The sequence below is a fragment of the Parvibaculum lavamentivorans DS-1 genome (assembly GCF_000017565.1).
GTDB classification, from domain to species: domain Bacteria; phylum Pseudomonadota; class Alphaproteobacteria; order Parvibaculales; family Parvibaculaceae; genus Parvibaculum; species Parvibaculum lavamentivorans.
Genome location: NC_009719.1, coordinates 3763940 through 3776317 on the forward strand (window position 1 = coordinate 3763940; position 12378 = coordinate 3776317).

15 protein-coding genes are annotated in these 12378 nt (G+C 65.4%); all 15 read left to right on the forward strand.

Annotated elements, in window-relative coordinates; genetic code table 11:
* Positions 1-84 precede the first annotated feature (84 nt).
* Positions 85-501 carry a hypothetical protein gene (locus PLAV_RS17840; RefSeq protein ID WP_012110109.1) on the forward strand — a complete coding sequence of 139 codons (417 nt, stop codon included), beginning with the start codon at positions 85-87 and terminating at the stop codon, positions 499-501.
* Positions 498-764: a DUF6117 family protein gene (locus PLAV_RS17845; RefSeq protein WP_012110108.1), complete on the forward strand. Its 267-nt coding sequence runs from the start codon at positions 498-500 to the stop codon at positions 762-764. Before PLAV_RS17840 ends, PLAV_RS17845 begins: the two co-directional genes overlap by 4 nt.
* Positions 761-1057: a hypothetical protein gene (locus PLAV_RS17850; RefSeq protein WP_012110107.1), complete on the forward strand. Its 297-nt coding sequence runs from the start codon at positions 761-763 to the stop codon at positions 1055-1057. Before PLAV_RS17845 ends, PLAV_RS17850 begins: the two co-directional genes overlap by 4 nt.
* 158 nt (positions 1058-1215) lie before the next feature.
* Entirely contained in the window at positions 1216-5535 is a 4320-nt protein-coding gene (locus tag PLAV_RS17855; protein WP_012110106.1) for a strawberry notch family protein, read from the forward strand.
* The gene (locus tag PLAV_RS17860; RefSeq protein ID WP_012110105.1) at positions 5535-6569 is read left to right on the forward strand and encodes a DUF7146 domain-containing protein; all 1035 of its coding nucleotides are present in this window, start codon (positions 5535-5537) and stop codon (positions 6567-6569) included. The genes PLAV_RS17855 and PLAV_RS17860 overlap by 1 nt, the downstream gene beginning before the upstream one ends.
* A 351-nt stretch (positions 6570-6920) precedes the next feature.
* Complete coding sequence (locus PLAV_RS17865; RefSeq protein WP_012110104.1) at positions 6921-7847, forward strand: DUF2493 domain-containing protein; 927 nt, start codon at positions 6921-6923, stop codon at positions 7845-7847.
* A gap of 86 nt (positions 7848-7933) precedes the next feature.
* On the forward strand, positions 7934-8188 hold the full coding sequence (locus PLAV_RS17870) for a FitA-like ribbon-helix-helix domain-containing protein (RefSeq protein ID WP_012110103.1): 255 nt from the start codon (positions 7934-7936) through the stop codon (positions 8186-8188).
* Complete coding sequence (locus PLAV_RS17875; protein ID WP_012110102.1) at positions 8185-8607, forward strand: type II toxin-antitoxin system VapC family toxin; 423 nt, start codon at positions 8185-8187, stop codon at positions 8605-8607. The genes PLAV_RS17870 and PLAV_RS17875 overlap by 4 nt, the downstream gene beginning before the upstream one ends.
* A 281-nt stretch (positions 8608-8888) precedes the next feature.
* Positions 8889-9056: a hypothetical protein gene (locus PLAV_RS19715; RefSeq protein ID WP_012110101.1), complete on the forward strand. Its 168-nt coding sequence runs from the start codon at positions 8889-8891 to the stop codon at positions 9054-9056.
* Between the two features lie 134 nt (positions 9057-9190).
* Complete coding sequence (locus tag PLAV_RS17880) at positions 9191-9631, forward strand: hypothetical protein (protein ID WP_012110100.1); 441 nt, start codon at positions 9191-9193, stop codon at positions 9629-9631.
* 572 nt (positions 9632-10203) lie between these two features.
* A complete protein-coding gene (locus tag PLAV_RS17890) occupies positions 10204-10530 on the forward strand; it encodes a DUF736 domain-containing protein (RefSeq protein WP_041535876.1) in 327 nt (108 codons plus the stop codon).
* Between the two features lie 307 nt (positions 10531-10837).
* A complete protein-coding gene (locus tag PLAV_RS17895) occupies positions 10838-11104 on the forward strand; it encodes a helix-turn-helix domain-containing protein (RefSeq protein WP_012110097.1) in 267 nt (88 codons plus the stop codon).
* A 96-nt stretch (positions 11105-11200) separates the two neighbouring features.
* Entirely contained in the window at positions 11201-11461 is a 261-nt protein-coding gene (locus tag PLAV_RS17900; RefSeq protein ID WP_012110096.1) for a DNA -binding domain-containing protein, read from the forward strand.
* Between the two features lie 129 nt (positions 11462-11590).
* Positions 11591-11932 (forward strand): transcriptional regulator domain-containing protein, encoded by a 342-nt coding sequence (locus PLAV_RS19940; protein ID WP_245545180.1) that lies wholly within the window; start codon positions 11591-11593, stop codon positions 11930-11932.
* A complete protein-coding gene (locus tag PLAV_RS17905; RefSeq protein ID WP_245545181.1) occupies positions 11826-12353 on the forward strand; it encodes a DUF2285 domain-containing protein in 528 nt (175 codons plus the stop codon). Before PLAV_RS19940 ends, PLAV_RS17905 begins: the two co-directional genes overlap by 107 nt.
* The last annotated feature ends 25 nt before the right edge of the window (positions 12354-12378 follow it).

The following is a 12378-nucleotide window of genomic DNA, read 5'->3' on the forward strand; positions in this document are numbered from 1 at the left end:
GATCTTCCACACTGCCCGGTCCCACGCTCGACAGCCTGCGCGGCTGTACGCGCGGGCCGGGCAGTCTCGTTTCAGGAGCCTGTCATGGCCGACTATTTCACCCATTTCTCGTGCCTGCTCGATGTCGGCACGCCCGAGAACGCCGCCCGCGCGCTCGACCTCTACAACCGCCTCTCCGAGGCCGGCGCATCGGAAGAACCACCTTCCGAGGGCTTCCTCCTGTCGATCCAGCCCGAGCATGGTGGCACGCAGCTCTGGATGCACGACGACGTCACTGGCGATCCCGAGCGCCTGATCCAGTTCGTGAAGCGCTGCGCCACAGAGTTCGGCCTGAGCGGCCGATGGGGGTTCCAATATGCCAACACCTGCTCGAAGCCCCGGCTCGACGGCTTCGGCGGCGGCGCGCATGTCCTCGATCTCGCCACCGGGGAGACCGTGGACTGGATCTATACCGATGGCTGGCTCGACCAGACCCTCTCCGACGAGGGAGGCCCGCTATGAGCATTCCATCCCATGCCCAGAGCAATTTTCAGACGCTGCTGCGCGCTGCCGGTGACGGCAACCTTGCGCTCATGGAATGCCTCGATGCCGTGACCGGCGATCCGCGTTACGTCATCTGCGCGGTGGGACGAAACGATGGTGATTTCGTCTTCACGCCCTTCGGCCACCTCGCCGACGGCAATCCCTATGACGCCTACCTACCGCCCGACCCCGGCGATCCTGGCGGCTTCATTCATCGGGGCACGCCCGGAGAGGCGTCATGATGGACATCGACGCCATCTTCGCCGCCGATCACGAGCGGCCGCCAGCCGAGCGGTCTCTCCCCTGGCTGGAAACCAGAGACGGGATCACCGTCATCGTGGAGCCCAAGCCCCATTGGGCCAGCGACATGCGGGCCTTCCGGGCCGAAGCTCGCGAATATTGCGCCTATGCCGATTGGACTGCGAACGGCGCGCGCGCTCGGTTCTTCGGGCACATCGACACCAGCGGCGATGACCTAGTCCGCAAGGCGCGCAGGCTCGTCGCCCGCGAGATCACCGACGGACACTGGGCCTGACCTCTCAAAGCGCCTCTGCCGCTCGGCCGAGGCGCTTTTTTCATGTCGGCAGCGACGTGTTGGAGAGTGAGAGGGCCGCCGGGACGGGTTTGAGTCCGTGCGGTCGAGAGAGAGCGCCGTCCGGGCTTCCCGTTCCCGCTCTCCCGAGGTTCTGATCCATGAACATCATGTCCCCCGTAGCCGGTCCGGCTGCGCCCGTTGCCCGCGCGTCCGCCATCATCGCCGCCGCCCATCAGCTTCTCACCCTGCTCGAACGCGGCCAGCGGATGGACAACGCCGATCTCCGCATCGCCATGGAAACGGCCTTCGAGGCTTCCGACACGAGCGGCGCTTGGGACTGGAAGACGGCCTACGAAGCCTGTGAAGGCGCGACCGTCCTGTTCCTGCGCAAATACGGACGTGCGCTTTTCCGTAAAGCCGGCACTCCGGCTGCACGGCTTTCCGCTTTGTCGAAAATCACCGGCCTTCTGCCGACGCACACCCGTCGCTCCGAGGAAGCCCAGGCGCTTCAGCAATTCTCGACGCCGGTCCCGCTCGGCCTCGCCGCTATCGCGGCCGCCGCGATCACAACGCACGACATTGTGCTGGAGCCGTCGGCAGGCACGGGTCTTCTCGCCATCCTCGCCGAGATCAGCGGCGGCTCGCTGCTTCTCAACGAACTGGCGGAAACCCGCGCCGATCTACTTGGCCAGCTCTTTCCCGCCCTTGCCGTCACGCGATGCGACGCCGCCCAGATCGACGACCACCTTCCGGCGTGCGCCGTCCCTTCCGTCATCGTGATGAACCCGCCCTTCTCGGTGATGGAGCACGTCTCCGGCCGGGTCGCCGACGCCGCTGCGCGTCATGTTGCTTCGGCCCTGGCGCGGCTTGCCGATGGTGGGCGTCTGGTGACGATCACCGGCGCAAACTTCGGCCCCGAGCAACCGGCCTGGCGCGACACCTTCGCCCGGCTTCAGGTGCGTGGCCGCGTCGTCTTCACCGCGGCGATCCACGGCTCGGTCTATGCCAAGCATGGCACGAGCATCGAAACGCGGCTGACCGTCATCGACAAGCTGCCGGCCGAAGACCCGGCCACGTTCCCTGCGTCCGCTGGCGTTGCGCCCGACGTCGCCACGCTGCTCGCATGGATCGAAGCGCGGATTCCACCGCGCCTGCCGGTCGCACTGCCCGACATCGCGCCGCCCGTGTCGGGTTCGGCACCCCGCACCGTGCGGGGTTATCTCGCGCGCACCGCCACAGAGCGTCCGGCCGCACGCTCCACCATGGATCCGCAGGGCGTTGAACTCGCCTACGACACGATGGACTGGACGCCGCCGGAAGGCGCCCACCTCACGGATGCGATCTATGAAGAATACGGATTGCAGTCGATCCGTATTGCCAGTTCTCAGGCGCACCCCACCAAGCTCGTGCAGTCGGCGGCCATGGCGAGCGTTGCACCGCCCAAGCCCGCCTATCGGCCGATGCTGCCCGCGAACATCACCGATCTCCTGTCGGACGCCCAGCTCGAAACCGTCATCTATGCCGGCGAAGCCCATTCGGACTTCCTCACCGGCTCCTGGACCGTCGATGCGACCTGCGATCTCGTGCAGGCGGCCAAGCCCGATGCCGAAAACGCCGTGCGCTTCCGGCGCGGCTTTATGCTCGGCGACGGCACCGGAGCCGGCAAAGGCCGTCAATCTGCCGGCATCATCCTCGACAACTGGCTGCGCGGTCGCCGCAAGGCGGTCTGGATCTCCAAATCCGACAAGCTGATCGAGGACGCGCAGCGCGATTGGTCAGCGCTCGGCATGGAGCGCCTGCTGGTCACGCCGCTGTCGCGCTTCGCGCAAGGGCGGCCGATCACGCTGTCGGAAGGCGTCCTGTTTGCAACCTATGCCACGCTACGGTCCGACGACCGTGGTGAGAAGGTTTCCCGCGTCCGGCAGATCGTCGAATGGTTGGGCTCCGATTTCGATGGAGTGATCATTTTCGACGAGAGCCACGCCATGGCCAATGCCGCAGGCGGCAAGGGAGAACGCGGCGACGTTTCCGCCTCACAGCAGGGACGCGCGGGCCTTCGGCTTCAGCACGCCCTGGCCAACGCGCGCGTCGTCTATGTGTCGGCTACCGGCGCGACCACCGTCCACAATCTCGCCTATGCCCAGCGGCTCGGCCTGTGGGGCGGTGAGGATTTCCCCTTCGCCACCCGCGCCGAATTTGTCGAGGCGATCGAGGACGGCGGTGTCGCGGCCATGGAAGTGCTCGCCCGCGATCTGCGTGCACTGGGCCTCTATACCGCCCGATCGCTCTCCTACGATGGCGTCGAATACGAGCTGATCGAGCACGACCTGACCGACGAGCAGCGGCGTATCTACGATGCCTACGCCAGCGCCTTCGCCGTCATCCACAATCATCTCGACGCCGCGATGCAGGCGGCCAACATCACCGGCAACCCAGATAGCGGGGGAGCCACACTGAACCGCCAGGCCAAGTCCGCCGCCCGCTCGGCCTTCGAGTCCGCCAAGCAGCGTTTCTTCGGCCATCTGCTCACGTCGATGAAAACGCCCACGCTGATCCGGTCCATCGAACGCGACCTGGATGATGGCCACGCCGCTGTCGTCCAGATCGTCTCGACCGGCGAAGCGCTGATGGAGCGCCGGCTGGCGGAAGTCCCGACCAAGGAATGGAACGATATTCGTGTCGACATCACACCCCGCGAATATGTTCTGGACTATCTGGCCCATTCCTTTCCGGTCCAACTCTACGAGCCGTTCACGGATGGCGAGGGCAATCTGTCCTCGCGCCCGGTCTATCGCGATGGCCACCCCGTCGAGAGCCGCGAAGCTGTCGCGCGCCGGGACGAGCTGATCGAACGTCTTGCGTCTTTACCACCCGTTCCGGGGGCGCTCGACCAGATCGTACAGCGCTTCGGCACAGATATGGTCTCCGAGGTGACGGGCCGCTCCCGGCGCATCGTCCGCAAGGGGGAACGCTTCGCCGTCGAAAACCGCGCGCCATCCGCCAACCTTGCCGAGACGGCCGCGTTCATGGACGATCTGAAGCGCGTTCTCGTGTTCAGCGACGCCGGCGGCACCGGCCGCAGCTATCACGCAGAACTGTCGGCGAAGAACCGGCGTCTGCGCGTGCATTATCTGCTCGAACCCGGATGGAAGGCCGACGCCGCCATCCAGGGTCTGGGCCGCACCAATCGCACCAACCAGGCGCAGCCGCCGCTGTTCCGCCCGATCGCCACGAACGTCAAAGCCGAGAAACGCTTCCTGTCCACGATCGCGCGCCGGCTCGATACGCTGGGCGCGATCACGCGCGGTCAGCGCCAGACCGGCGGCCAAGGCCTGTTCCGGCCCGAGGACAATCTGGAATCGAGCTACGCCCGCGATGCGCTGCGGCAGCTCTATCTCCTGATCGTGCGCGGCAAGGTCGAGGGTTGCTCGCTGGGTCGCTTCGAGTCCGCGACCGGCCTGAAATTGACCGATGACAACGGCATCAAGGACGAGTTGCCGCCGATCACCACGTTCCTCAACCGCCTGCTGGCGCTGACCATCGAGCTTCAGGGCATCCTCTTCACCGCCTTCGAGCAATTGCTCGACGCCAAGGTGGCCGGAGCCATCGCCAGCGGCGTTTATGATGTCGGGCTGGAAACGCTGACGGCGGAGAGTTTCGTCGTCGCTGAGCGCACGACCATCTACACCCATCCGGCAACGGGCGCACAGACGCGGCTGCTCACGATCACCGAGCGCCGCCGAAACCAGCCAACCACGCTCGATACGGCGCTCGACTGGCTCGACGATCCGCATGCCCGGCTGCTCATCAACGCGCGGTCGGGACGCGCTGCTGTCCAGGTGCCGGCGCCGTCCATCATGCTCGACGACGGCGAGATCGAACGTCGCGTCCGCCTGATCCGGCCGATGGAACAGCACCACGCAAGCCTCGCCATGATGGAAGACAGCTATTGGCAGGAAGCCGCTCGCGACAGCTTTGCAGCGGTCTGGCAACGGGAAGTCGCCGAAGTGCCGGCCTATACCGATGGCGCCATCCACATGGTCAGCGGTTTGCTCCTGCCGGTGTGGAAGCGCCTGCCGAACGAGTCGACGCGCGTCTATCGGCTCCAGACCGACGATGGCGAACGCATCATCGGGCGGCGGGTTTCGTCCGCCTGGGCCCTGAATGCCGCCTCGACGGGAACGGCCAACCTCAGCAGCGATGATGCCTATGCCGCTCTGGTGGATGGTCGCACCATCCTCGACCTGGCCAGCGGACTCCAGCTTCGCCGCGCGCGCGTCATGGGCGCGAACCGGATCGAACTGTCCGGCTTCACCGACACCATGCGGGATCGCCTGCGCGCCTATGGCCTCTTCAGCGAGATCATCTCGTGGAAGCTGCGCTTCTTCGTCCCGGTCGATGCCTCTGGTCCCGCCATCATCGGCAAGCTGCTCGCCACCTATCCGGTCGAGCGGATCAGCGAGCGTGAGGCAGCGTGATGGCTCGGCAGGACGCTTCGGAATTGGAACACCGCCTCGGCCGACAGGCCGAGGCGGTGTGCCGTCACTATCTCTCCAACGGCGACCGGCAGGGCAACTACTGGCAGGTTGGCGATGCTCGCAATGCCGCAGGTCGCTCCATGTTCGTGCGCCTGCGCGACACCCCGAAGGGACCAGCGGGCAAATGGACCGACGCCGCCACCGGCGAACATGGCGACCTTCTCGACATCATCCGGGAATCGCTCGGCCTCATCGACTTCGCAGACGTTGCTCAAGAGGCGCGTACCTTCCTCAGCCTGCCGCATCCCGAACCCGAGCCGGCATCACGCCGTGGACTGGCGCCAGCGCCATCGGGGTCGCCCGAGGCGGCACGCCGTCTCATCGCCATGACGCTGCCGATCACCGGGACCATTGTGCAGACCTACCTGCGCAGACGCGGCATTGCGCTTTTGCACGGAACCGGAAACCTGCGCTTCCACCCCCGCTGCTACTACAAGCCCGACGATGGCCCGACCGAGACCTGGCCCGCCATGATCGCCGCCGTCACCGACCTCGCTGGCAAGATCACCGGCGCGCACCGCACCTGGCTCGCGCCGGACGGCTCCGACAAAGCCCCCATCGACATACCGCGCAAGGCGATGGGCGATCTCCTCGGCAATGCCGTCCGCATCGGTGTGCCCGGCAGCGTGATGGCGGCAGGCGAAGGTATCGAGACCATGCTGTCGCTCCGGCAGGTCCTGCCCGATATGGCGATGGCGCCGGCGCTTTCGGCAGCACATCTGGCCGCCATCCTGTTCCCGGCGACTTTGCGGCGGCTCTATATCGTCCGAGACGACGATCCGGCCGGTGACGGCGCGCGGGACATGCTGATCGAACGGGCGAACGCCGAGGGAATCGAGGCCATCCCATTGTCGCCGGCATTCGGGGACTTCAACGAGGATCTCCGGCGGCTCGGGATCGATGCGCTTCGGGCAGGCGTTCGCGTGCAGCTCGCTCCAGACGACGTCGCACGCTTCATGAACCTGGCCGCTTAGCCGGAAAGGATTGGGGAGCGGCGTACAGCCGCCATGCCCGCAACGATGCGCCAGTGACGGCAAAAGGACCGCGCCTCGGCCTTCGAGAGGGCGATCGGCCATCAGCCGGGCCGGACAAGGCAATGGCTGCGGCCGACGATTTTCCGGCGGCGCATGTCCACCCCACGCGGCAGGCCGCGCGGGGACCCCGAACCGGCGCCTTTCCATCGCGAAACAAAATCGCCGGCCTTCGCCATCCTCCGCTGACGCTTCGGCCCTTCGGCTCACGCTCAGGGTGCAGGTCCGTCCCGCCCGACGGCTTCGTCGCCATGAAGGCCGCGACGGTCGCGGTCCTTGCCGACGGAGCATCCCATGAGCGAACACGACGACTACGAACCACACCACGAGTCATCCCCGACCGACCATCTTATCCAGGACTTGCAGCTCCATGGCTACCGTCCCTCCGAAGACGAGTTGGACCAGCGCCCGCCACCGGAAGACCGCATCATCGAAGGCACCGTCGCCGATATCTTCGACGCCCTGGTCGCCACGATCACCGACACCAGCCTCGACTTCGATCTCCCCGATCTCCTCTGGTCCACCGTCAATATGTTCCACCGCGCCGTGGACCGCATCGAACAGAAGCTCGACGACAACGAGCAGGCGCAAAGGCAGCTTCAGCGCGAACAGGATGGCTCCGAGGTGAAGTCCCTCCAGCTCGAGCGCCTCATAGACATCGGCATGAACCTGATCGACCGCCGCGACGGCATGGAAACCTTCCGCGAAGCCGCCGCTGGCCGCTACCTCGTCGCCACCGGCTCACCCTGGTCGCAACGCACCGGATCACGGGTCAACCATCGCCACCTCACCGCGTCGCTGATCGACAGCCGGGATTTCCTCGCCGCCAGGAGGCGTGCGGATACCGATGTACTCGTACCCGCCGGCCCGAAGATCGCCTTCTCGGGCGGCGACACCGCCGACCACAAGCAGATCTGGGCCAAGCTCGATCAGATCCATACCAAGCACCCCGACATGGTGCTGCTGCATGGCGGCTCGCCGAAAGGCGCCGAAAAGATCGCTTCCCGCTGGGCCGACAGCCGCAAGGTGCCGCAGGTCGCCTTCAAGCCGGACTGGACGAAGCACGCCAAGGCCGCACCGTTCAAACGCAATGACCAGATGCTCAGCATCGTGCCGATCGGGGTCGTGATCTTCCCCGGCACGGGCATTCAGGACAACCTGGCCGACAAGGCCCGCAAGATGGGCATCCCGGTCTATCGGTTCGGCTCGGGCGGCGCGTAAGCGCCGCCGGGACCCGCCGCCTTGAAAAATGATAGCAATTTTTGTATTATGCTATCACCGCCATCAAACTTGCAGGAGGCGCTATCATGCCCGCAGTTACGATCAGGAATCTGTCCGACGCGACGCATCGCGCCCTCAAGGTGCGGGCGGCGCAGCACGGCCGCAGCGCCGAAGCGGAAATGCGCGACATCCTCGAAATGGCTGTCCGCCCCGATACGCGCCTCCGGCTCGGCACGGCGCTCGCGGAACGCAGCCGCCGCCTCGGCTTGACCAATGAGGATGTCGAGGCCCTCGACCAGGCTCGTGACAAGGCGCCCGCCAAGCCGATGAGCTTCGAATGATCCTCCTCGACACCAATGTCGTATCGGAGGCGATGAAGCCCGCTCCCGACGAGGCCGTGCGCGCATGGCTCGACGAGCAGGCGGCGGAAACACTCTTTCTCTCCAGCGTCACCATCGCCGAACTGATGTTCGGCATCGGCGCGCTCCCCGACGGCAAGCGCAAGGAGCGTCTCACCGAAGCCCTGGATGGGGTGATGGAACTGTTCGCAGACCGCGTCCTCCCGTTCGATGTCGATGCTGCGCGCCGCTATGCGGATCTCGCCGTCAAAGCCCGAGCGGCCGGGAAAGGCTTCCCTACTCCCGACGGCTACATCGCGGCGATTGCAGCCGCCAAGGGGTTTGCCGTCGCCACGCGCGACAGCAGCGCATTCGAGGCCGCGAATGTCACGGTGATCGATCCCTGGAAGGCCGGGCGCTGACATCCGGCCACCGGCAGCGCAGGAGAGGTCAGCCGAGCCGGCGGCAACAGTTCTCGCGGCATGCAGACAATCCGGTCTCCTGATCGGACGACCACCCCCGCTTCAAGACGCTGATCCTTGGGTTCAGCCGATGGCCTGACGCCATCAACCCGTAAAGGGTCGGACTACGCATAGCGTGCCGCCGCTCCGGCTTCGCCTACGCGGTGATTGCGGCCACCGGCCGAACTCTTCGGGCGCCTGTCAGCGGGGGATGGACCTCCGCTCAAACAGGAGCCAGGTCGATGTCCTTCCAAACCGCTCACGCCTTCGCCTTCAGCCTCGCTACCACCCTGATGGCGGCCATCGTCATCTATCGCGCCGGAGACGGCACGCTCTCCGTCACCCCGGCCTCGGAATATGATGGCGATGAAAACGCCATCGTCGGCGAAATCGACCCCTTCGCCTCATGAGGCGAACCGGGTCGCGCCGTCGGCGGACGCTTCACGCTTCTGCTCCCCCCGCGGCTCGAATTCTGCTAATCTCGCATGTGCGCCGTGGTGGTGGTGGAGGCGCGTCCGTCTGACATTTGACGAAAGACACCACCATGATCTTCATCGGCATTTTCCTCAGCATCGCCGCCATCGGCTTCCTCTGCTGGCTCCTCTTCACGCTTGCGGTGTTCGCTCTTCCGTTCTTCGCGGGCGTGACTGCCGGCACATGGGCCTATGGCACCGGCGCGGGCTGGCTCGGCGCGATTGTCGTCGGCTTTGTCGCCGCCGGCCTGACCTTCGGCTTCGGCCAATTCCTGCTCGCCACCGTCCGTCCGACCTGGGCACGGCTGCTCATCGCAGCGGCCTTCGTCGCCCCGGCCGTCGTCGCCGGTTTCCATGCCACCCATGGCATCGTGAAACACACCATGCCATCGGAGACATGGCAGACCGTGTTCTCGGTCATCGGAGCGATCGCGGTCGGCATCGTCGCCTTCGCGCGCATCACCGGGATGGCGGCCTCCGGCCCATCTGCCGGGCATGTGTCCCACGCCTAAACCCGCAGCGCCCATCGCGGCGGGATCCAGAAGCACATGCCTTTGTCCCCCACGCCATCTGGTCGCCCAATGGGGAAGCGGCATCGCGAAGCATCGGCTGCGCCCACCTGTCACGGAACGATGGAGCGCGTCGGGGCGGTAACGACATCGGGGCCGGCAGACCCTCAGCGTCGAGGCGTTCCGTCAGAGCTGGCGGAATGGCGAAATGCGCAGCGCAGGCCTGTTCGAGGGAGGTTTACGCCTGTGATCGCCGGTCGGACTTCCCGGGCCAATGCGAAGGTCGCCGCCGTCTCCGCCGTCGATCCGTCCAGCCGCCGCTCCAAAACGGCCTCTTCAATGGCCTGATCTGGCCGAAGGACGGCTTTGCCTCGAGCGCCTAAGCCACAACGGCTGGTCCCGACTTTCTTCCCCTGCCGGCTGCGCCGTCATTCCTCGCGAAACAACAAAGTCGCGCCTGCGCCATCCTCCGCTTTGCTACGGTCGCAAGCGATGTGTCGTCGCTCGCCTCCGTCCGGTCGATCGCCATCGAGGCCGCAATGGTGCGGGCTCGAAACGGAAAACGGAGACTTACAATGGCGACCATCGGCACCTTCAAGAAGACCGGCTCGAACGAATTCGGCGGCGAAATCGTCACCCTCAGCGTCCAGGCCAAAGGCGTGCGCATCGTCCCCGACCTGCGCGCCAGTGGCGAGAACGCCCCCAGCCACCGGGTCCTGGTCGGCCGCGCCGAGATCGGCGCCGCCTGGTCCAAACGCTCCAACGAGGGCCGCGACTATCTGGGCCTCAAGCTCGACGATCCGAGCTTCAACGCTCCGATCTACGCCAACCTCTTCGATGACGAGGACGGCGAAGGTTACTCGCTGATCTGGTCCCGCCCCAACGGCCGCCGCGCAGACTGAGGCGGCGTCACGAGGCCCCGGCCGAAAGGTCGGGGCCGCCTTCCTGCTCAAATCGCACCGAAACGCAGATGCGTGTTCCAAATAGTCGGGTCACACCGAAGGCGCGCTCTTCCAGCTTTACTGCAAAAGCCAGCCCGCAGACCCTTCGCTTCACTGACGACAACGCCTCGATTGCCCGAATCAGCAAATCGGCGCCAGCACAACACGGCCCTTCGGCAACCTCTTTGAGCTGGCAGAAAAGGGCCAATACGACTAAAATAGCCGTAGTTCTGGAACGCGCGCCGGTTGCGATGGGAGGTGATCATGCATGATCACCGCCCGACAATCACGGGCCGCACGCGCGTTGCTGGGTTGGACACAGGAGACGCTCGCTGACAAGGCCCGCCTATCGCTGACCGCGCTCAAGCGCCTCGAATCCGAAAGCGGGCTCGATGTGTACGAGACGACGCGCGATCAGGCACGCAGGGCCTTGGAAGCTGCCGGAATCGTCTTCCTGTCGACCGACCGAGGGCAAGGAGTGCTGCTGGTCGATGATCGCGGAAACAAGCAGAACCGATCTACAGGCTTACGCTGACCTGTGGGCAGCCAGGCTCCTCATCATTCGCACTGCCTCTATTTCGGATCAAACTTGGACAATAGACGGGCACCGAATATTCGCCGAGTCTGCACCATGACCGCACCATTCCAGGACCTCGCGCCATCGGGGCAAGATCTCACCGATTACGACATTTCGCATGCCAAACTATACATGCGCTTGCTGGATGCGGCCGCTGACGGCGCGCATTGGGAGGAAGCCGTGCGGGTGCTGTTCGACCTCGATCCCGCCCGTGAACCCGAACGCTGCCGACGCATCCATGACAGCCATCTCGAACGCGCCCGCTGGATGACCCACACCGGCTATCGGCATCTCCTGCGACCGGCTCACCGCTGAGAGGCTTGCGAACCTGCGTGATGCCCTTTCGACATCACGCAATGCCCTCCTCCGGGCTTCCAACACCCTCATCGCGCCCCGAAAAATCACACGCTCGACTTACGCGCACCACGCGGGAGAGTTGATGCGATGAGGCCCGATACATCGAACTGGCGAGACGACCGCAGCTACGATTTCTTCGATACCCTGCCGATCGAAGGTCTCGCCTGGGAGTGTCTTCGCAGATACCGCCCTTATCAGGACGATTACGCCAGTCTGGTCGATGCTGGCGCCGAGACTCAGCCGCTGCCTGACGACAGGCAGCGGCGCTGGGGGTTGCGATTTCCCCGCAAGACCAGGTCGTTCTGCCCTACAGCAACAGGTGGTGTGGTCGCCGCAGAGCGATCCCGCCGTCCTCTTTCTGACAGCGCGGCCGAACTTTCTGCCGTCCAGCTCAAACAGCCTCGCCGACAGGTTCGCTGCGGGACGTGATGGCCCTGAAGGAGCCTATGCTGGTCTTCCGGAGCACGACCTCCAGCTACTCTTCCTACCCGGCATATCCGCACACGACCAGCTTGCAGCGGTCGTCCCCATCGATGACGACATCCTCGATCGCATTGATGCGCTGACACGCCTCGCGCGCGCCTGGCTCCAACGTCCGCCGTTGCGCGACACGCGCATGACCGCCGAGCAGCGCCGCCGCTTTCGCCTCAAACTTCGTGCTGCTGACGGCCGCATGAACGGCGCGACCTATCGCGACATCGCCATCGCAATCTATGGCGCGGCGCGCATCGATACCGACCCTTGGAAGACCTCGCCGCTACGGGATGCCGTGATCGCCCTCGCCGAAGCCGGATTGGCCCTCATCGATGGCGGCTATCTACACCTGCTTCGGCATCGTCGGCGCACCTAGCCTGCTCCAACAAGAGGGGTGGGGA